Source organism: Bradyrhizobium sp. AZCC 1588 (assembly GCF_036924735.1).
Classification (GTDB): Bacteria; Pseudomonadota; Alphaproteobacteria; order Rhizobiales; family Xanthobacteraceae; genus Bradyrhizobium.
This window is the reverse complement of the sequence record NZ_JAZHSC010000001.1, coordinates 6259082-6279833: the sequence shown is the minus strand read 5'-3', so window position 1 is coordinate 6279833 and position 20752 is coordinate 6259082. Positions and strand designations below refer to the sequence as shown.

The window sequence follows — 20752 nt, the reverse complement described above, 5'->3', positions numbered from 1 at the left end:
AGGTTTGCGAGCCTACGGCTTCCTGATCTCCGACGTCGCGATCCATATGCCCGCAAACACGGCGACCAGCCCGACAATGAGGTTGAGCGTGATCGGCTCGCCGACGAGCTGGGTGGCAAGTAGCCCGGCGGCAACCGGGTTGACGGTCATGGTGTTGGCCACGCGCGTCGGCGACGCCCGCTCCAGCGCCAGCACCCACAGAATGAAGGCGAGCGCGCCACCGACGACGCCGAGATACAGCCCCGCGATCCATTGCGGTGTTCCGAACTGGCCGAGCGATGCGATGCTGCCGGTCAACGATCCGACTAGGATCAGCGCCGCTGCGCCGGTGCCCATGCCCACGGTGAGGAAACCGAGCGCGCTGGACCGCTGGATGAACGGCCGGGACCAGACATTGTAGAACGCCATGCACAGAACGGCGCCGGTCATGATCAGTTCGCCGCGCCACGCGCCCGCCGGCGCGGCCGACAATCCCGTTGCGAGTGCGGCGGCGACACCCAGCACCGCGATGCAGACCCCGATCGACTTCCGTTTCGTCAGCGGCTCGATGCCGAGCAACGCGCCAACTACCATGGTGTGCAGCGGCAGCGTCGCCAGCGCGAGGGAGGCGCGCCCCGCGGTCGTGAACGTCATGGCAATATTGTAGAGAACGAAAAACACGCCGAAGAAGCAGAAGCCGAGGGCGGCGACGGCGGGCCAGTCCGCGCGCTTCGGCCATCGCGCCTTCATGAGCAGCGCCGCCGGCAGCACGCAGCAGAAGCCGATCCCCCATCGCAGGATCGCAAGCGTGATCGGATCGGTGTTGCCGGCAAGATAGCGCGTGATCGCCGCGGCGCTGCCGCCGAGGCTGCTCGAGACCAGCGCGATTGCCACCCCGATCCATTCACCCAACGCCGCCCCCTGTCGCCCGCATCTATCGCGCGATCATATGGTGCGGGAAATCGCGCACGCGAGGCTCGACGGCGCTCGGATCAATCTTTCTGTCTTGTGCCGCGCGATCTGCACGCAAATGGCGGCAAATGTCAGCAGCAAATGCCGCTCTCTCGTCTTGCGCGCGATGCCGTGACGGGCTTAGCCTGCTTGCGGGGAAATCGCAGCCTCCCCGTTAAATGGCGATCCCATTCAAGCGCTGCTCGCTTTTGTATGGAGCGGGCACATGGATGGAACGACACTCGAATTGCCGCTGTTTCTTCTCGCGACCTTCGTCGGCGCACTGGTCGCAGGTCTCTCCGGCTTCGCCTTCGGCCTCGTCGTCTCCGCGATCTGGCTCTACATCCTCACTCCGCTGCAAACGGCGACGCTGATCATCGCGTTCGGGCTGCTCGTGCAGGGCTATTCGGTGTGGAAGCTGCGCGGCGCGCTCAACTGGCGAAGGCTGTGGCCGTTCGTGGCCGGCGCCGCACTCGGCGTTCCCGTCGGCGTCGGCGTCCTGACCTGGGCGAACCCTGCCCATGTGCGGGCGGGCGTCGGCGCCTTCCTGGTGCTCTACAGCCTCTACGCGCTGCTGCGACCGGCTATCCCTGCGGTGAAAGCGGACGGCGCCGCAGCCGACGCCGCCGTCGGTTTCCTCAACGGCGTGCTCGGCGGCATCACCGGACTTGCCGGAATTCTGGTGACGATATGGTGTGGCCTGCGTGGCTGGCCGAAGGACGTGCAGCGCACGGTGTTTCAGCCGGTAGCGGTTGCGATCTTCGCCATGAGCGCCCTGTGGATCGGCGCCAGGGGCGCGATCACGCAGGACACGATCAAGTTGTTCCTGATCGGACTGCCAGCCTTGTTCGCCGGCACCTGGGCCGGGCTCAAGCTGTACGGCCGGCTGGATGAGGCCGCGTTCCGGAAGGTGGTGCTGGTATTGCTGCTGGTCTCGGGTGCGGTGCTGATCATCTGATAGCAGCCGGGGAACGAAAAACGCCTCGATCGCGTCCGGTCAATTGAGCGTGAGTCTGCAGATGTCAGCGCGTGACCGCGTTGACACTCCGCGTCAGTGTGGCTGAATACGGCCATGGGGGTTTTGCGATCCCCCCACGAGGCGACATGCCCAAGTATCGCGTCCCGGTTTCCCGGAGGCGCATACGCATGTCCGAAACAATCTCTCATCCACATCCCGACACTCGGCCGCGCTGCATCACGCATTGCGGGATACCGCCCGCTGTTCGGCCGAACGTTTGGAGCTCGTGCAAGAAGGAGAATGCCATGAAACACCCCCTCACATTACTCGTGCTCGGCGCCGCACTGCTGCTGTCGCATGCCGCCCGCGCCGATGCCATCGACTGGAAGAAGGTGGATGCTGCCCTCGGCAAGACCGCGACGGTAAGCGGTGAAGTGCATCGTTACGGGCTGCCGCGATCCGATCTGCACGTCACGCTGGACGGCATCGCGATCAAGCCAGCATTGGCACTCGGTGGCTGGGTCGCCTTTGCTCCAATGCACGGAGAGGCCATGCTGATGGGCGACCTAGTTCTGCTCGATACAGAGATTACCCCCGTTATGACGAAGCTGCTGGACAGCGGGTTGGATATCACGGCCATCCACAATCACGTTCTCCGCGCCTCCCCCGCGACCTTCTACATGCATGTGGCCGGGCATGGCGATCCCGAGAAAATGGCGACCGCGATCCGCACCGCGCTTTCTTCGGAAAGCAAGACGCCGTTCGGTCCACCGGCCACCACCGCCACCGCTGCGCCTGCGGTTGATCTCGACACCGCAAAGCTCGACGAGGCGATGGGCGCCAAGGGCACGGCGAATGGCGGTGTCTACCAATACGGCATTCCGAGGCGTGATCCCGCCAAGGAAGGCGGAATGCAGGTCAACACTCCGCTCGGCGGCGCCAACGCCATCAACTTTCAGTCGACCGGTGGCGGCAAGGCTGCCATAACAGGCGATTTCCTCGTAACCGGCAACGAGGTCAATCCCCTGATCCGGGCGCTGCGTGCCGGCGACATCGAGGTCACTGCGATCCATAGCCACATGCTCGCGGAAGAGCCACGGATGTTCTTCGTTCATTTCTGGGCCAACGACGACGCCCTGAAGCTGGCGCGCAACGTTCGCGCCGCGCTCGACAAGACGGCCGTCGCGCAGCATTGACCGCGGCCCGTCAAGCCTCCTTCGGCGGTTTGATGTGGCGGAACGAAAACAAGGGCGGCGCCGAGGCCGGCGCCGGCAGGCGGGCATTCGCGACCAATCCGGCAACGGATTTCAGGTGCACCCAACCAGATCCGCGAACTATCGCGTCAATCCGTTCCTAAATTTCAATCAATTGCGTCGAACCAGCATAGCTTACCGTCAAGAAGTTTTTGTCATGAGAAGCTAACCGGAACCCCGGTTTCCGGTGGTTTCGAGGCTCCGGCAGGTTGGAGCCTCCAGGCTCTGGATGTGGCTATGAAGGAAGCGATCCGCTTACGTGAATTGGAAGCCGAGTGCCGCCAACGCGCGCTGAGCGAACCCGACAAGAAATGGTATTGGCTGGCGCAAGCTGCCAAATACCAGGTGCAGGCAAGCCAGAAACTCGCCTTTGACTCGGAAGGGAGCAACACGCCCGAAACGCCGGAGATCAAGCTGGCGCAATGGTCGCATGTCCGGGATGAGCGACGCGTGATGGACCCCCTGCCCGACGGGCGGCGATCGCCCTGGTAGTCCCGCGAATCGCGTTGACGCGCCGGTCTCCGCATCGCGTGAGAGCGCGCTACCGCCCTTGCTCCTCCGGCGGCTTGATATGGCGGAACGAGAACAACAAAGCGAGGTCGTAGGCGATCTTGAGCGTGCCGCAAACCACCAGCGGCAGCCCGATAAACGCCGTCATCAAAAGCGCGCCCGAGATCGCCGGACTGATGGCGGAGGCGAGGCTGCGCGGTACCGCCGTGACGCTGGCGGCTGCCGGGCGTTCCGCCGGCGTCACCACGGCCATCACGTAGGAGGTGCGGGTCGGCACGTCCATCTGCGACAGCATCGAGCGCAGCAGCAACAGTCCGAGCGCGACGTATAGATTCGGCGAGAACGCCGCCAGGATCAGGAAGATGCTGGAAGGGATATGCGTGAAAACCATAGTGTTGACGAGGCCGATGCGCTTGGCGATCCAGGCGGCAACCGGATAGGAGAAGGCGCTCAGCGTGCTCGACCAGAAGAAGAACAATCCGGCCGCCGATAGCGAGAGGTCGAAACGCTCGAATAGCCACAGCACTAGCAGGGATTGGGCGACGAAGCCGCCGGCGAAGGCGTCGACGCTGAACAGCGCCGCGAGCTTGTAGACGGTGCCGCGCGAGGGTCCGAGCGGCGCCTGCGGCGCCCTCTGCTCGCCGCGGGCGTGCGGGACGTAGCGATAAAGCGCCGCGCAGGCGATGCCGAGCGCGGCATAGGCGTAGAACATCAGGCGGAATGCGGCGAGTTTCGTGCTGCCGCCCGCTACAAGGAGGTCCGGCAGCGAGGCCGCAAGCGAGCCGACCGCGGTGCAGAGCGCGCCGATCAGGCTGTAGCGCGCGAACACCTGCGTGCGGCGGTCGTCGGTGGCGCTGTGCGCCAGCACCGCATGCTCGAGCGGCACCAGCACGCCGAGATCGCCGCCGGAGGCGTTGATGGTGCCGATGAAGGCGACCAACGCGATCAGAACAAAATGCTCTACGGCGGGAAAAGCGATGCCGGTCGCCACCATCAGGCAAGCGCCCGCGATCAGCAGCGGCCGCAGGTCATGGCGTGGCGCGATCCAGCCAGTGATCAGCGTCAGCAGCGCCGTGCCCAGAAGCGAGGCGGTCGCGACGATGCCGACGGCGATCGCGTCATGGCCGAGCGCGGTCATGTAGGCCGGCAGGATGATGACGGCAAAACCGTCGCCGAAGCCGCGCAGGCCGCGCGCGACATACAGCAGCTTGATCAGCGCGCTTGCGGCGGAGGGTTTTGGTTCGGTCGCGATATCGGTCATCCGAGCGTCCATGCGCCATCCTCGACGTAATCGAGTGTGCGCAGAGCTTGGACGGCGGACCGTCTGACGGGGAGCCTGCTTTGTCCCCGGTGGGGCAGGCTAGGACCGAAACCGACGTGGCGCAAGCGCCTCTCGTAGGATGGGTGGAGCGCAGCGATACCCATCATCGGCGGATTGAGGGAACTTTGATGGGTATCGCTTCGCTCCACCCATCCAACGCACCGTTGACAACCATTGACAGCCGAACAGGGCCGCGCTTAATTCCGCGCTTGGGGATGTTGCGATCTCCCCATGAGGCGACATGCCCAAGTATCGCGTCCCGTTTCTTTTGACGAGGGCGCAGCCATGTCATCCTACACCACGATATCTCCCGACAAGCTTTCAAAATTGATCGGCACGGCGAACACGCCTGCCTTGATCGATGTTCGTACCGACGAGGATTTCGCCGCCGATCAGCGGCTGATTCCCGGCGCCGTCAGGCGCAACCACGAGGAAGCCGCCGATTGGGGCGAAGAGTTTTCCGGCCGCTCGGCGATTGTCGTCTGCCTGCGCGGCCAGAAACTGGCGCAAGGCACCGCAGCCTGGCTGCGCCATCTCCACGTCTCGGCCGAAGCGCTGGAAGGCGGTTTCGAAGGCTGGAAGGCCGCCAAACTGCCGCTGGTGCCGGCGGCAAAACTCCCGGCACGCGACGCGCAGGGTCGCACCGTCTGGGTCACCCGTGCGCGGCCAAAGATCGACCGCATCGCGTGCCCATGGCTGATCCGCAGGTTTGTCGATCCCAACGCGGTATTTCTCTTTGTCACGCCACCTGAAGTGCTCGCCGTCGGCGAGCGCTTCAACGCCGCCCCCTTCGACGTCGAGAACGTGTTCTGGAGCCACCGTGGTGAACTCTGCACGTTTGACGTGATGATCGAGGAATTTGGCCTGGCGACGCCGGCCTTGCTGCGGCTGGCGGCGATGGTTCGCGGCGCCGACACCGGGCGGCTCGATCTGTCGCCGGAAGTGCCCGGACTGCTCGCCGCCTCGCTCGGCCTGTCGCGGATGTTCGACGACGATCTCGAACAGCTCGAAGCCGGCATGACGCTCTACGACGCATTCTACCGCTGGTGCCGCGACGCGACCGGCGAGACCCACAATTGGCCGACCAATAAGGCGAAATCGTAATGGATGCGACGATGAACAAGGTGGCCGAAGCCGATGCCAGCCGGGAAGCCGGTCACGGCATCAGCTTCGGTGAGGCCTTCCGGGTCTGGCTGCGGGTCGCCATACTGAGTTTTGGCGGCCCGGCCGGGCAGATCGCGGTGATGCACCGCATCCTGGTCGAGGAAAAGAACTGGATCTCCGAGAGCCGGTTTTTGCACGCGCTGAACTACTGCATGCTGTTGCCGGGCCCGGAGGCGCAGCAGCTTGCGACCTATATCGGCTGGCTGTTGCACCGGACCGCCGGCGGCATCATGGCGGGCGGGCTGTTCATCCTGCCCGGCATCATCGCCATCATGGGCTTGAGCTATATTTACGCAGCCTATGGCAATGTTGGCTTCATCGAGGCGCTGTTCTTCGGGCTGAAGGCTGCAGTTCTTGCGATCGTGGTCCACGCGGTCGTCCGCGTCGGCAAGCGCGCGTTGCGCAACCGGGTGATGATCGCGCTCGCGGCAATAGCTTTTGTCGCGATATTCTTTTTCAACGTTCCCTTCCCGATCATCATCATCGCAGCCGGCGTGATCGGCTATTTCGGCGCGCGCAGCGGCCGGCCGGAATTCGCCGCGATCGAACACGGTGGCGGCGGAAAGAAGTCGGCAGCGGTTGACAGCCTGCTCGGTGAGGAACTACCCGACCATGTCCGCCCCAGCGTGGCACGCGCGCTGCGCGTCAGCTCGGTGTGGCTGTTGCTGTGGGTGGTACCGGTCGCAGCGCTGATGATCGGGCTTGGGCAGGCCAACGTGTTCAGTCAGATCGCGCTGTTCTTTTCCAAGATGGCGCTGGTGACGTTCGGGGGCGCCTATGCGGTGCTGGCCTACGTCGCCCAGCAGGCGGTCGAGCATTATCACTGGCTGCAGCCGCGCGAGATGCTCGACGGCCTCGGCATGGCCGAGACGACGCCGGGGCCGCTGATCATGGTGCTGCAGTTCGTCGGCTTCATGGCGGCCTATCGCGATCCCGGCACGTTATCGCCGATGGTTGCAGCGACGCTTGGCGGACTGCTGGCGACCTGGGTCACCTTCATCCCCTGCTTTCTCTGGATATTCCTCGGCGCGCCCTACATCGAGACGCTACGCGGCAACAAGGGGCTTGCGGGCGCGCTCTCCGCGATCACCGCCGCCGTGGTCGGCGTGATCCTGAACCTCTCGATCTGGTTCGGGTTGCACACGCTGTTCCTGCAGACCACGCCGGTACGTTCGTTCGGGCTGTCGTTCGACATGCCAGTATGGGGAAGTCTCGATACCGCAGCTTTCGTGCTGGCGGCGGCCGCAGCAACCGCGATCTTCCGGCTCAACGTCGGCATGCTCTGGGTGCTGGCGGGGTCCTGCGCGGCGGGCGTGGCGTTACGGTTTGTGGGGTGGGCTTGAGCGCAGCCGTCATGTCGTAGGATGGGTGGAGCGCAGCGATACCCATCATCGGCGGTTGCGGGAATAATTGATGGGTATCGCTTCGCTCCACCCATCCTACATTCCCTACACCCGCTCCGCCGGCGCCAGCCTGCAGATCTCGGCATCGACTTCGATCTGCAACGTGCTGTGATGGATGTTGAAACGCTGCGACAGCTCCTCGCACACCTGATGCAGGAAAGCATCGTCGCTGCCGCTGGGGCGCACCAGATGCGCCGTCAGCGCGGTCTCGTTGGTGCTCATGGCCCAGACGTGGAGGTCGTGTACCTCAACGACGCCGTCCAGCCCGCCGAGGTAATCCTTCACATCGGAAAGCTCGATGCCGCGCGGCACGCCGTCGAGCACGAGATTGACGCTGTCGCGGGCCAGACCCCATCCGCTCCAGAACACCACAGCCGCAATGACAAGGCTGATCGCGGGATCGAGCCACAGCCAGCCGGTCAGCATGATGATGACGGCGGCGACCACCACGCCGAACGAGACGCCGGCATCGGCTGCCATGTGTAGGTAGGCGCCGCGAATGTTGAGGTCGCCATGGCGACCACGCATGAATAACAGTGCGGTGCCACCGTTGATCGCGACGCCGAGGGCCGCGACCAGGATGACGGTCATGCCCGCGACCGGCGCCGGGGCATAAAAGCGATTGACCGCCTCGACGACGATGCCGCCGACCGCAACCAGCAGCAGGCCGGCATTGAACAGCGCCGCCAGGATCGAGGCGCGGCGATACCCGTAAGTATGCCGCTGCGTTGGCTGCTTCTGCGCAAGCCACGCCGCGCCCCACGCCAGGAGAAGCGCAATCACGTCGGAGAGATTGTGGACGGCGTCGGAAATCAGCGCCAGCGAATTGGCGGCGTAGCCGAAGATCAGCTCCGCAATGACGAACGCTGTATTGAGCGTAGCGCCGATGGCGAACGCCCAGCCAAAATTATTCGGCGCATGGCTGTGGCCCGCGTGACCGTGGGAATGGGAGTGATTGTGGTGAGCGTGATCGTGCACCATTCCGCCTCGTCTGGTTCGACGGCGACTTATATAGCGCGCGGATTGTCGAATACTATTACAGGCCGATTTGTAGGGTGGGCAAAGCGAAGCGTGCCCACCATTCGCGAGGAAGGTGCTGATAGATGGTGGGCACGGCGCTTCGCGCGCCTTTGCCCACCCTACTTTGAGCCTACTCCACGCCGCGCAAAAACTTGTTCGACTTCGGCAGGCCGTGCGCGAGGCGGCCGGCGTCGGCGCGGTTGCCGCGCCAGTCGGCCAGTTCCTTGGCGCTCATGCTCTGCTCGCGGCCGGCCGAATCCTTCCACGTCAGCCCGGCCTTGAACTCGAACACCGCGACGTCTGACAGCTTGGCGCTGGAGTATTTCTGCAGGCGCACGCCGCGGCCGCGCGCCATCTCCGGCACCTGGTCGAGCGGGAACAGCACCATCTTGTGGTTGGTGCCGATCGCAGCCACGGTATCGCCTTGCACGGTTGCGATCGCGCAGGCCTCGTTCGGCATGGTGACGTTGAGCACCTGCTTGCCCTTGCGGGTATTGCTGACGCAATCCTCTTCCTTGACCACAAAACCCTGCCCCTCGCTGCTCGCGATCAGGAACTTGCGCTCACCCTTGTTGACGAACAGCGAGACGATCGCGGCGTCCTGCTCGAGGTCGATGAACATGCGGATCGGTTCGCCATGGCCGCGTCCGCCAGGAAGCTTCGCCACGTCGAGCGAATAGAATTTGCCGTTGGTGGCGAAGAGCAGGAGCTTCGACGTGGTCTCGGCGAAGAAGGTGTGGTCGAGTTTGTCGTCGGTCTTGAAGGCAAGGCCCGAGATATCCTCGACATGGCCCTTCAGTGTACGCACCCAGCCCTTTTCGGAAATCACGACCGTCACCGGCTCGCGCTCGACAAAGGCTTCCTCGATCGCGGCGAGATCATGCTCGGGCGCGTCGGCGAATTGCGTGCGGCGCTTGCCGAGCGGTGTCTTCGGCCCAAAGATGTCGCGCACCTTCCGAACCTGTTCGCCGACCTTGGACCATTGCTCGGCTTCGGACCCGAGCAGCGACTTGATGCCCTTCAATTCGTTGCGAAGGTTCTTGTCCTCGGTGCGGATTTCGAACTCCTCGAGCTTCCGCAAGGAGCGCAGCCGCATGTTGAGGATGGCGTCGGCTTGGACTTCCGTCAGCTTGAACGCCTTGATCAGCGCCGGCTTCGGCTCGTCCTCGGTACGGATGATCTTGATCACCTTGTCGATGTTCAGATAGGCGATCAGGTAGCCGCCAAGTATTTCGAGGCGGTTCTCGATCTGGGTCTTGCGGTAGTTGGAGCGGCGCACCAGCACATCGCGCAGATGGTCGAGCCATTCGCGCAGGCACTCGGCAAGCCCCACCACCTTGGGGATCTTGCCCTTGATCAGCACATTGAGGTTCAGCGAGATCTTGCTCTCGAGCTCGGTGAGCCGGAACAGCGATTCCATCATCAGCGCCGGGTCGACCGCGCGGGATTTCGGCTCGATCACGAGGCGAATGTCCTCGGCCGATTCATCCCTGACGTCGCCAACCAGCGGCAGCTTCTTCTCGTTGAGCAGTTCGGCGATCTTCTCGACCAACCGGGATTTCTGCACCAGCCACGGGATCTCGGTGATGACCACGACCCAGGTGCCGCGCGCGCCCTCTTCCTGGGTCCATTTGGCGCGGGTACGGAACGAGCCGCGCCCCGTCATGTAGGCTTCGGTAATGCTTTCCTTGGAATCGACGATGATGCCACCGGTCGGGAAGTCCGGGCCCTTGACCCATTTCATCAGCGACTTCGACTTCGCCTCAGGCTTGTCGATCAGGTGCAGCGCCGCGTCGCAGAGCTCGGCGACATTGTGCGGCGGGATCGAGGTGGCCATGCCGACCGCAATGCCCTGCGCGCCGTTGGCGAGCAGGTTCGGGAAGCCGCCGGGCAGAACGACCGGTTCCTTGCTCTGGCCGTCGTAATTGGCGCGGAACTCGACGCCGTCCTCGTCGATGCCGTCCAAGAGCAGCCGCGCGACCTCGGTCATGCGCGCTTCGGTGTAGCGGTAGGCGGCCGGGTTATCGCCGTCGATATTGCCGAAATTGCCCTGGCCGTCGACCAGCGGGTAGCGCGAGGCGAAGTCCTGGGCGAGACGCACCATGGCGTCGTAGATCGCCTGGTCGCCATGCGGATGGAACGAGCCCATCACGTCGCCGACGATTTTTGCCGATTTCTTGAACGGGGTGCCGGGGTCGAGCCTAAGCAGGCGCATGCCGTAGAGGATGCGCCGGTGCACCGGCTTCAGCCCGTCGCGGGCGTCCGGCAAGGCGCGATGCATGATGGTCGAGAGCGCGTAGGCGAGATAGCGCTCTTCCAGCGCATCGCGCAGCATGACCTCGTGGATTTCAGCCGGTTCTTCCGGCGGTAGCTGTCGTTTTCCCATGGGGAGGGGTTAGACTCTGCTGATAAATCCGGCAAGACGTATACCGAATGGAATTTTCTGACGTCGCCCCTGCGAACGCAGGGGCCTATAACCACAGGCATTTATTGGAAAAAAGACTCACAGCCCGGCACCAACGACCGCTGCGGCGTATGGGTCCCTGCGTTCGCAGGGACGACGGGTTACTGTAGCGGGTTTAGGCCGACGAACTGATTCGCGCCCGGTGCCGCGTCACCGCGTTGATGAACCCGTCCCGGGCGTCGGAATGGCCCTGCCCGCGCGGCTCCAGCACGTGGCGGAGCAGGAACAGGCCGGTCAGGCGAAAGCCGTCCTGCAGGTCCTGGTCCGACCAACTGTTGGCCCCGCCCTCGCCTTCGCGCAGGAAGGCCGGCAGCCGCAGCAGGCGATCCCGATAGGGCTCGCCGGCCTCCCGCGAGACGGCGCCGCCGGATTTCGGCGAGACGTAGATCAGGTCGGAGGTCGCGCCGGTCGCGGCACAGTTTTCCAGATCGAGGCCGAAGCCGAGTTCGGCGAGCATCGCGAGCTCGAACCGGATCAGGTGCGCCGCCGCGCCGCCTGCGTCGTCGAAGTCGTCCAGGGTGCGGTCGAGCATCTCGTAGATGTCCGCATGCGGGTCACGTTCCGGCAATAACCGCGCCAGTGCGGCCAGATGGGTGACGCCATAGACCGCATGCGAGGACGCCAGCAGGGTCGCGGCGCGCAGCCGCGTGCCCTCGATGGCGTAGGTACCGAGATGCTCGTCGAGCCGCGCCCGCCACACCGCGGTGACGCTGTTGCCGGGCTGCAGCAGCGGCCGCATCCGCGAGGAAGCACCGCCGCGCACCAGGCCGAGATGACGGCCATGCTCGCGCGTCAGCAGTTCGACGATGGCGGAGGATTCGCCATGCCGCCGTACGCCCAGCACGATGCCTTCGTCGGTCCATTCCATGGGCGGGAGTTTACAGGATCTTGCGGTTAGGCGCAGCTTCCGCCCTCGCGTTCCCCGGACGCGATGCAGCACGCAGTGCTGCTTCGCTGAGCCGGGGCGCCCACCCGCAGTCTCGTGGGTCCCGGCTCTGCGGTGCACCGCTTCGCGCTGCACCGCGTCCGGGACACGAGAGAACATCACGCGTTGAACCAGCCGACCGCATCGCCGGTGAAGGAAAAATACAGGCCCGCCGCAGTCAGCGCGCAGGAGATCACTTCGATGCCGCTGTGGAACTGAATGCCCTTCTCGCCGATCATTTGCGCAAGCGAGATCACCGACAGCACCAGCGCCGCCACCAGCACCCAGCGTGGCCAGTTCTTGCGGTGCTCGGCTGCGAGCCGGACGAGATAGACCAACAGCAGGATCAGGCCGGCCGCCATCAGCGTTCCGGTGCTGATCATCTGCTCCGTCATCTTCGGGGTCGGCGTGCGGTCCTGGAACGCTATCGACACCGCATCCAGCGTCAGCGACAGATACAGCAAAACCTCAAACCACAGCACGTTTCTCGGTAGGGTCATCGGGCTCGTTCTTGGTAATTGGTGGGTCATGTTCTAGCCCCGTCATTGCCTGCGACAAACGCAGAGCGTTTGCGCAAGGGAGCAAAGCGACGACTTGTCCGCCGAAGCTCAACGAGCCCTCACTATTCCTTGGGGAATTCCAGTCCCATTTCCCTGTAGCGGTCGGGATCGTCGCCCCAGTTCTCGCGCACCTTGACGAACAGGAACAAGTGCACGGGCACGCCGACAATTTCGGCGATCTCCTTCCGCGACTCCGCGCCGATCGACTTGATGGTGGCGCCGCCCTTGCCGAGCACGATCTTGCGCTGGCTCTCGCGCTCGACAAAGATCGTCTGTTCGATCCGGACCGACTTGTCCTTGCGCTCGGTCCAGCTATCGGTCTCAACGGTCGATTGATACGGCAGTTCCTGGTGGAGCTGGCGGTAGATCTTTTCCCGGGTGATTTCCGCCGCCAGATGCCGCAGCGGCGCATCCGACATCTGGTCCTCGGGATAATGAAACGGACCCGGCGGCACGCTCTTCGCGAGCGTCTTGCGCAGGTCGGCGACACCGTCGCCCGACAGTGCCGAGATCATGAAGGTGTGCGCGAATTTCATCCGCTCATTGGCGGCCTGCGCCAGCGCCAGCAGTTTTTCGCGCGGGATCAAGTCGATCTTGTTCAGCACCAGGATTTTCGGATGCGCAACCGTCGCGAGCTTGTTCAGGATCGCATCGGCCTCCTCATCGATTCCGGCCTTGGCGTCGAGCAGCACGCAGACCAGGTCGGCATCGTGAGCCCCGCTCCAGGCGGTCGATACCATGGCCCGGTCCAGCCGGCGCTTCGGCAAGAAGATGCCAGGCGTGTCGACCAGAATGATCTGCGCATTGTCCTCGACCACGATACCGCGGATCAGCGCGCGCGTCGTCTGCACCTTGCGCGAGACGATGGTGACCTTGGAGCCGACCAGTGCATTGACAAGGGTGGACTTGCCGACATTGGGAGCGCCGATCAGCGCGACGAAACCGCAGCGGGTCTCGCCAGACACGCCGGCTGCGGGTTCAACTGTCATTGCTGCCGACGCCTTCGCGTTCGATCATCACGGAGGCTGCGACCTTCTCGGCTGCGCGCTTGGAGCCGCCGACGCCTTCGGCGGGCGCCAGTCCCGGCAAGTCGACAGCGACGCGGAACTGCGGGTCGTGGTGCGGCCCGGTGCGCTCGATCTCGCGATAGACCGGCGTCGGCAAGCCCTTGCTCTGGGCCCATTCCTGCAGCACCGTCTTGGGATCGCGCAGCGGCCGGCGCGGTTTGCGCATCCGCTCCAGCCAGTTGCGCTCGACGAATTGCGACGCCGCCGCATAGCCGCCGTCGAGATAGATCGCCCCGATCACCGCCTCGCAGATATCGCCGAGAACGGATTTGCGCAGGCGCGCGCCCGCCCCTGCACCCACCGCGCCGAGCTTGATGTCGTCGAGCAGCCCCAGCGACTTGGCGACATCGGCACAGCTTTCCTTGCGCACGAGATCGGCGAGACGTTTGGACAATTCGCCTTCGTCCGCCCTCGGATAGGCGCGATACAGCATGTCGGAGATAATCAGCCCGAGTACGTGGTCGCCGAGGAATTCCAGCCGCTGATAACTGTCGGCGCGATGTCGGGTCGCGGGCTTCAAGGCCGAGACATGGGTAAAGGCGGTCGTCAGCAGCGCCGGATCGGAAAATTTGTAGCCGATGCGCCCCTCGATCGCGGCAGCCGCAGCCTTCGCGCCGGCCTTGCCGCGCTTCTTCTTCGGCGCAGCTTCGCGGGGCGCATCCGCCTGCTGGCCCGGCTCGCCGGAGGCCGATGTGTCAGGAATGGTCGCTGTTTCGTCGTTCATCGCACAATTGTGAATAGGCGATTCCAGCGCACCGCAGTCGGCCAGCGCCAGAACATCCAGGCGTGTTCGCCCTCGGCAATGGAGAAGAAGATCATCTGCGCCCGGCCGACGATGTTTTCGAACGGCACGTAGCCCACCGCCGACAGCACGCGGCTATCGGTGGAGTTGTCGCGGTTGTCGCCCATCATGAAGAAGTGGCCGGGGGGCACGGTATAGACGTTGGTGTTGTCGTAGAAACCGTTGTCGACGCAATCGAGCGATTCATAACTGACGCCGTTCGGCAACGTTTCCTTCCAGCGCTTGACGCGCGCGGTGGCGTCGGAGCCGCAGGGGTCCTCGCCGATGAAGTCGGAAAGCCGCTCGCGCTTGACCGGCTTGTCGTTGATGTGGAGCAGCCCTTCCCGCATCTGGATGCGGTCGCCCGGCAAGCCGATCACGCGCTTGATGTAATCGGTGGAGTCGTCCTTCGGCAGGCGGAACACGACGATGTCGCCGCGGTTCGGCTCCGAGCCGAAGATGCGGCCCGAGAACAGTGGCGGCGACAATGGAATGGAATAGTGGCTGTAGCCGTAGGAATACTTCGAGACGAACAGGTAATCGCCGACCAGGAGCGTCGCCTTCATCGATCCCGAGGGGATGTTGAACGGCTGGAACAGGAAGGTGCGGATCACGAGCGCGATCAGGAGAGCATGGATGACGACGCGGATGGTTTCACCCAAGCCGCTTTCAGATTTTGTGCCGGATGTCACGCTCATCGCTTTCCCAATTCCCGCGGGCCCCAGCCCGCACGGTGGCAGAACGTTTTCCGCACGCGAATCGCCAGATACGTTCGCGTCAGGAAAATGGTCTAGATAACTGATGTTGAGAGCCAATTCCGACGGTAACCGGAATCGGCCCTGGCTAGAACAGGTCGTTGGCGGCGTTTTTAGACGGTTGTTCGTGGGCGCGCAATCAAGCGCCTCGTCAAAACTTCATAATCCATTGATATCTCAATGATTTTTAGTTTTGCCTCATTTTTCCGGCGCCAACGCCTGCGCGGCTCATGATTTGCCGGGTGCGACCGCCGAAATTATGACGAAGGCCTGCGCCAGCGGCCAGTCGTCGGTGATCGACAGATCGATTCGCGCCTCGAAGCCCTCCGGCGTCAGCGCTTCGAGCCGGGCCAGCGCGCCGCCGGTGAGTTTCATGGTCGGCCGTCCCCCCGGCATGTTCACCACCCCCATGTCCCGCCACCAGACGCCGCGCCGGATGCCGGTGCCGAGCGCCTTGGAACAGGCCTCCTTGGCCGCAAACCGCTTGGCATAGGTCGCGACCACCATTTTTTCGCTGTTGGCGCGGCGCGCCGCCTTGGCGCGCTCGATGTCGGTGAAGATGCGGTCGAGGAAGCGGTCGCCATGGCGCTCGATCACCTTGGCAACCCGTGTGATGTCGACCAGGTCGGAACCGATGCCGATGATCATGGCCGGGCCGCGACTTTCTGGCGGCCGCGGTCCATTGCGGAGCGCATCTGCCGCACGGTCTCGCCAAGGCCGACGAACAGGGCCTCCCCCATCATGAAATAGCCGATGTTGAGCTCGGCAATCTCGGGCAGCGCTGAAATCGTCTCGGCGGTCTGGTAGTCGAGGCCGTGGCCGGCATGGACCTCCAGCCCCGCCGCCCGCGCCAAGGTGGCGCCCTCGACGATTCGCCGCCATTCCGCCTCGGCCTTGTCAGCGTGGCCGTCGACCACGGCGTCGCACCAGCCGCCGGTGTGGATCTCGATCACGGGCGCGCGCAACTTTGCCGCCATCTCGATCTGCGGCGGGTCGGCTGAGATGAACAACGACACCCGGATGCCGGCATCGTTGAGCCGCGCGATGAACGGAGCCAGCGCATTGTGCTGGCCGACGACGTCCAATCCACCCTCGGTGGTGAGTTCTTCGCGGCGCTCCGGCACCAGGCATACGGCGTGGGGTTTTGTCGCTAGCGAGATCCGCAGCATGTCTTCCGTTGCCGCCATCTCGAAATTCAGCGGTTTTGATATTTCGGCCTTCAGCCGGGCCATGTCGCTGTCGCGGATGTGGCGGCGGTCCTCTCGCAGATGCGCGGTGATGCCATCGGCGCCTGCCTCGATCGCCAGCAGCGCGGCGCGCACCGGATCCGGCCGCTCGCCGCGCCGCGCGTTACGCAAGGTGGCGACGTGGTCGACATTGACGCCGAGGCGGAGCGGGGGAAGGGGCATGACCGGACTCACAGGCAAGCTTACGGGCGACTTCGATAGCACAGAACGTCATGCGCGGGCGTGACCCGCGCATCCATCTACTTTAGAAGGATGGATTGCCGGGTCGCTTAGTGCAAGAGACGCGCTTCGCGCTTTTGCCCGGCAATGACGATATCGCCTACCCATTGACGCGCTCGACCTTGGCGACGACGGCCTTGGCACGCAATTGAGCGATAATTGCACTGAGATGCTTGAGGTCATAGACCTCGAGATCGATGGTCAGCTCGGTGAAATCCGGCGAGCGGCGCGACATGCTGATATTGTCGATATTGCCGTCGTGCTCGGCGATCACGGTGGCGACCTGGGCGAGGCTGCCGGGCTCGTTGACGTTGTGGACCAGGATCCGCGCCGGGAAACGCTGCGGCATGGCTTCATCGATATCCCAGCGCACGTCGAGCCAGCGTTCCGGCTCCTCCTCGAAATCCTTCAGCGCCGGCGACTGGATCGGATAGATCGTGATCCCCTCGCCCGGCGTGACGATGCCGACGATGCGGTCGCCCGGAACCGCGCCGCCGTTCGGCGCAAATTTCACCGGCAAATCCGAATTGATGCCGCGCACCGGGATCACGGAGGTGCTGCGCGCCGGATGCGGCGGCGACTTCAGCTTCAATTTCACCGCGAGGCTCTTCTTGGCCCCGTACTTCACCAACCGCTCTTCCTTGTAGTCCGGGTACATCGCGCGGGCGACGTCGGAGGCCTTCAGCTCGCCACGTCCGACGGAGGCCATCACGTCCTCGATCGAGGCGCGCGCCAGGCGCGGCAATGCACCCTTCAGCTTGTCGTCGGCGTATTCGATCTTGGCGCGGGCAAACAGGCGGTCGACGATGCGGCGGCCAAGTCCCGCATATTGATCGCGCACCGCGGTACGCGTGGCGCGGCGGATCGCGGCGCGGGCCTTGCCGGTGACCGCAAGCGATTCCCACGCCGAGGGCGGCGCCGACTGCGCCTGCGAGGTCAACACCTCGACCTCGTCGCCATTTTGCAATTCGGACGACAGCGGCGCGAACTTGCCGTTGATCTTGCAGCCGACCGCCGAGTTGCCGACATCGGTATGCACCGCATAGGCGAAGTCGATCACATTGGCCTGCCGCGGCAGCGCAATCAATTTGCCCTTGGGAGTGAAGCAGAACACCTGGTCGTGGAACAATTCGAGCTTGGTGTGCTCCAGGAACTCTTCCGGATTGGCGCTTTCGGAGAGGATGCCGACGGTGTGACGCAGCCAGGCAAAGGCGTTGGATTCATGCTCCAGCCGCTCGGTCGGCGAGCCCATGCCCTCCTTGTAGAAGGCATGTGCGGCAATGCCGAATTCGGCGATCTGGTTCATTTCCTCGGTGCGGATCTGCAGCTCGACACGCTGGTTGCCGGGACCGATCACGGTGGTGTGGAGCGAACGGTAGTCGTTCTGCTTCGGCGTCGAGATGTAGTCCTTGAAGCGTCCCGGCACCACCGGCCAGGTAGTGTGCACCACGCCAAGCGCGCGGTAGCAGGATTCGACATCCTGCATCACGATGCGGAAGCCGAAGATATCAGACAATTGCTCGAAGCCGACGGACTTGCGCTCCATCTTGGTCCAGATCGAAAACGGCTGCTTGCGGCGGCCATAGACTCGCGCGGTGATGCCGTTCTTTTGCAGGTTCTTGGAGAGCTGGCTTTCGATCTCGCCGATCAGGTTGCGGTTTCGATCGGCCAGCGCATCCAGCCGCTGCATCACCACCGCATAGGCTTCGGGATCGAGCGTATGGAACGAGAGATCCTCGAGCTCCTCGCGCATCTCCTGCATGCCCATGCGGCCGGCGAGCGGCGCATAGATGTCCAGCGTCTCCTCGGCAATGCGGCGGCGCGAGGCATGCGGCACGAATTCCAGCGTGCGCATGTTGTGCAGGCGATCGGCCAGCTTGATCAGGAGCACGCGGACGTCGTCGGCGATCGCCAGCAAGAGCTTGCGCAGGTTCTCGGCCTGTTTGGCTTCGCGCGAGACCAGCTCCAGCCGCTTCAGCTTGGTAAGCCCTTCGACCAGCGCGCCGATCTCGTGGCCGAAGATATTGTCGATCTCGGCGCGCGTCGCCTCGGTATCCTCGATGGTGTCGTGCAGCAGTGCGGCGACGATGGTGGCGTCGTCGAGCTTGAGGTTGGTCAGGATCGCCGCGACCTCGAGCGGATGCGAGAAATAGGGATCGCCAGACGCGCGCGTCTGCGTGCCATGCGCCTTCATGGCGTAGACATAGGCGCGATTGAGCAGGTCTTCGTTGGTATCCGGATTGTACGTGCGGACGCGCTCGACCAGATCGTATTGCCGCATCATGCGCGAGCGCGGCGATTTCGGCTTCTCTGCCACGGGCGACCCCGGCGCAACCGCGACCCGGCCGGTCGCGGCCTGCATTTGCCGGGAGCTGCGGCGCCAATACGCCATCACATCACTACCTTCTTCCACCAGACCCGGACGGGTCCCGCCGTTTAGTATCTAATGCGTTTTCGAACGGCGATGCACGCCGCGCTGGTCGCGATACGGTTCAATTTCGCTTGGGCCTGCGGCCATCCAACGCCCAACCCGATGGCCTGTCGGCCCGGCGAGTCAGCCGTTTTCGGCCGCGCCGGCCAAGGACGCATTGTAACCGCAAAAATGTCAACAAAAGCAAAGGCCCGGACTGACGTCCGGGCCTTTGGCAGATCGGGAGTTCGGGACGGACCGGAAGGTTCCGGATTACTCGTCCTCTTCGGGCTGCTCTTCCGGCGGCGCCAGGCCTTCCAGCCCCTTGAGGAGTTCTTCCTCGGTCATGCGCTCGACCGCTACCTCGGTGTCGTCGGCATCGACGCTGGCGCCGGCCGAGCCGATCAAAGGCACGGTATCGGGCTCAGGCTCGTCGACCTCAACGAATTTCTGCAGGGAATGAACCAGTTCCTCGCGGAGGTCTTCCGGGGAAATAGTGGAATCGGCGATTTCCCGTAGCGAAACGACCGGATTCTTATCGTTGTCGCGATCAACCGTCAGTTGCGATCCGGACGAGATCATACGGGCGCGATGTGCCGCCAGCAACACCAGGTCGAACCGGTTGTCGACCTTGTCAATGCAATCTTCCACGGTGACGCGCGCCATAGACTGTCGCTCCGTTAAATGGGGCCAAATATGTCGGTTATGGGCGCTAGTTATAGTGGCAGGGGGCGTTTCGCAAGACCAAATTTGTGATTTGCCTTCCCAATGGGCTCTGGTACGCCAACTCTTGGGGCCGGAATGGCCGGAGCGTCCAGACGCGGTAGGGTTGCCGTGCAGGACAAGTAAATCTCTTCATTGCATGTCAAAAGTATAGGTTTTTCGCCCTCGCCTCACCATAATTGCAGTGGTGACTGTCGTGGGGCACGATTCACCGAACTTTAGGCAACAGAACCGGAAAGTGCGCGCGGCCGTTAGCCGCTGCGCTAGAAAAGCTAACAACAACGTGAGAACCATTTGATGTCACCAGCTTCCAACAAGATTGCGCTCTTTATCGATGGCGCCAACCTCTACGCAACGGCCAAGACGCTCGGCTTCGACATCGATTACAAGCGCCTTCTCAAGGAATTTCAGAGCCGAGGAACGCTGTTGCGTGCGTTTTACTACACGGCAATCATCGAGGATCAGGAATACTCCTCGATCCGTCCATTGATCGACTGGCTCGACTACAACGGCTACACCGTCGTCACCAAGGCAACGAAGGAATTCATCGACGCATCCGGCCGCCGCAAGGTGAAAGGCAACATGGATATCGAACTCGCCGTCGATGCCATGGAACTCGCCGAGCATGTCGATCAGATCGTGTTGTTTTCGGGCGACGGCGATTTCCGCTCACTGGTGGAAGCGGTGCAGCGTCGCGGCGTTCGCGTCACGGTCGTTTCGACCATTTCAAGTCAGCCGCCGATGATCGCCGACGAACTGCGCCGCCAGGCCGACGTCTTCACTGATCTTGTCGAGTTGCAATCAAAGCTGGGCCGCGATCCCTCCGAGCGTCCTGCCCCTCGCGAGCCGCGTCACCATTCGCCGCAATTCCTGCAGCGCGCGACCACCGTGGCGCCACGGGCCGGCGACGACGATTTCGACGATTGAGCATGAGCCAGTACACTGCTAGAGCCTCGGTTCTGATTGAAAACAGAACCGAGGCTTTTTGTTTTGGCGCGCGCATCTGGCGCGAACCGGTATCGACGCAGCATCAGGTCCGTGA

At 63.5% G+C, this 20752-nt stretch carries 19 protein-coding genes; 6 read left to right on the top strand and 13 right to left on the bottom strand.

Annotation, left to right across the window (positions count from 1 at the left end; all coding sequences use genetic code 11):
* Positions 1 to 12: 12 nt before the first annotated feature.
* Entirely contained in the window at positions 13 to 891 is an 879-nt protein-coding gene (locus V1277_RS29175) for a DMT family transporter (protein ID WP_334419254.1), read from the bottom strand.
* A 265-nt stretch (positions 892 to 1156) separates the two neighbouring features.
* Between V1277_RS29175 and V1277_RS29170 the strand changes: the two genes are divergently transcribed.
* The 3 genes from V1277_RS29170 to V1277_RS29160 all read left to right on the top strand — a co-directional run bounded on the left by V1277_RS29170 (position 1157) and on the right by V1277_RS29160 (position 3633).
* Positions 1157 to 1888, top strand: a complete 732-nt coding sequence (locus V1277_RS29170) for a sulfite exporter TauE/SafE family protein (protein ID WP_334419253.1) — start codon at positions 1157 to 1159, stop codon at positions 1886 to 1888.
* Positions 1889 to 2193: 305 nt separating this feature from the next.
* Positions 2194 to 3084, top strand: a complete 891-nt coding sequence (locus tag V1277_RS29165) for a DUF1259 domain-containing protein (RefSeq protein ID WP_334419252.1) — start codon at positions 2194 to 2196, stop codon at positions 3082 to 3084.
* A 294-nt stretch (positions 3085 to 3378) separates the two neighbouring features.
* Positions 3379 to 3633 carry a hypothetical protein gene (locus V1277_RS29160; RefSeq protein ID WP_334419251.1) on the top strand — a complete coding sequence of 85 codons (255 nt, stop codon included), beginning with the start codon at positions 3379 to 3381 and terminating at the stop codon, positions 3631 to 3633.
* A gap of 49 nt (positions 3634 to 3682) precedes the next feature.
* Here the strand turns inward: V1277_RS29160 and V1277_RS29155 are convergent, their stop codons facing one another.
* On the bottom strand, positions 3683 to 4912 hold the full coding sequence (locus V1277_RS29155; protein ID WP_334419250.1) for an MFS transporter: 1230 nt from the start codon (positions 4910 to 4912) through the stop codon (positions 3683 to 3685).
* 345 nt (positions 4913 to 5257) lie between these two features.
* Between V1277_RS29155 and V1277_RS29150 the strand changes: the two genes are divergently transcribed.
* Together V1277_RS29150 and chrA are read left to right on the top strand one after the other, a co-directional pair.
* Positions 5258 to 6076 (top strand): chromate resistance protein ChrB domain-containing protein, encoded by an 819-nt coding sequence (locus V1277_RS29150; protein WP_334419249.1) that lies wholly within the window; start codon positions 5258 to 5260, stop codon positions 6074 to 6076.
* An 11-nt stretch (positions 6077 to 6087) separates the two neighbouring features.
* Complete coding sequence (gene chrA, locus V1277_RS29145; protein WP_442894535.1) at positions 6088 to 7479, top strand: chromate efflux transporter; 1392 nt, start codon at positions 6088 to 6090, stop codon at positions 7477 to 7479.
* Positions 7480 to 7584: 105 nt separating this feature from the next.
* On the opposite strand, the gene V1277_RS29140 is transcribed toward chrA, so the two are convergent.
* The 11 genes from V1277_RS29140 to rpoZ form a co-directional block, all read right to left on the bottom strand.
* The gene (locus V1277_RS29140; RefSeq protein WP_334419247.1) at positions 7585 to 8520 is read right to left on the bottom strand and encodes a cation diffusion facilitator family transporter; all 936 of its coding nucleotides are present in this window, start codon (positions 8518 to 8520) and stop codon (positions 7585 to 7587) included.
* A 169-nt stretch (positions 8521 to 8689) separates the two neighbouring features.
* Entirely contained in the window at positions 8690 to 10945 is a 2256-nt protein-coding gene (parC, locus tag V1277_RS29135; RefSeq protein ID WP_334419246.1) for a DNA topoisomerase IV subunit A, read from the bottom strand.
* Between the two features lie 193 nt (positions 10946 to 11138).
* Positions 11139 to 11891 (bottom strand): DNA repair protein RecO, encoded by a 753-nt coding sequence (gene recO / locus V1277_RS29130; protein WP_334419245.1) that lies wholly within the window; start codon positions 11889 to 11891, stop codon positions 11139 to 11141.
* Positions 11892 to 12067: 176 nt separating this feature from the next.
* On the bottom strand, positions 12068 to 12448 hold the full coding sequence (locus tag V1277_RS29125; protein ID WP_334374949.1) for a hypothetical protein: 381 nt from the start codon (positions 12446 to 12448) through the stop codon (positions 12068 to 12070).
* A gap of 122 nt (positions 12449 to 12570) precedes the next feature.
* Positions 12571 to 13497 carry a GTPase Era gene (gene era, locus V1277_RS29120; protein WP_334419244.1) on the bottom strand — a complete coding sequence of 309 codons (927 nt, stop codon included), beginning with the start codon at positions 13495 to 13497 and terminating at the stop codon, positions 12571 to 12573.
* Positions 13487 to 14299: a ribonuclease III gene (gene rnc, locus V1277_RS29115; protein ID WP_065747027.1), complete on the bottom strand. Its 813-nt coding sequence runs from the start codon at positions 14297 to 14299 to the stop codon at positions 13487 to 13489. The genes era and rnc overlap by 11 nt, the downstream gene beginning before the upstream one ends.
* The gene (gene lepB / locus V1277_RS29110) at positions 14296 to 15054 is read right to left on the bottom strand and encodes a signal peptidase I (RefSeq protein WP_057845708.1); all 759 of its coding nucleotides are present in this window, start codon (positions 15052 to 15054) and stop codon (positions 14296 to 14298) included. The genes rnc and lepB overlap by 4 nt, the downstream gene beginning before the upstream one ends.
* A 285-nt stretch (positions 15055 to 15339) precedes the next feature.
* Positions 15340 to 15759: a holo-ACP synthase gene (gene acpS / locus V1277_RS29105; RefSeq protein WP_334419243.1), complete on the bottom strand. Its 420-nt coding sequence runs from the start codon at positions 15757 to 15759 to the stop codon at positions 15340 to 15342.
* A complete protein-coding gene (locus V1277_RS29100) occupies positions 15756 to 16520 on the bottom strand; it encodes a pyridoxine 5'-phosphate synthase (protein ID WP_334419242.1) in 765 nt (254 codons plus the stop codon). The genes acpS and V1277_RS29100 overlap by 4 nt, the downstream gene beginning before the upstream one ends.
* A gap of 157 nt (positions 16521 to 16677) precedes the next feature.
* Positions 16678 to 18969 (bottom strand): RelA/SpoT family protein, encoded by a 2292-nt coding sequence (locus V1277_RS29095; RefSeq protein ID WP_334374943.1) that lies wholly within the window; start codon positions 18967 to 18969, stop codon positions 16678 to 16680.
* Between the two features lie 291 nt (positions 18970 to 19260).
* A complete protein-coding gene (rpoZ, locus tag V1277_RS29090; RefSeq protein WP_024512695.1) occupies positions 19261 to 19653 on the bottom strand; it encodes a DNA-directed RNA polymerase subunit omega in 393 nt (130 codons plus the stop codon).
* A gap of 354 nt (positions 19654 to 20007) precedes the next feature.
* Here rpoZ and V1277_RS29085 point away from each other — a divergent pair, with 354 nt between their 5' ends.
* Complete coding sequence (locus V1277_RS29085; RefSeq protein WP_028345653.1) at positions 20008 to 20637, top strand: LabA-like NYN domain-containing protein; 630 nt, start codon at positions 20008 to 20010, stop codon at positions 20635 to 20637.
* Positions 20638 to 20752: the final 115 nt, after the last annotated feature.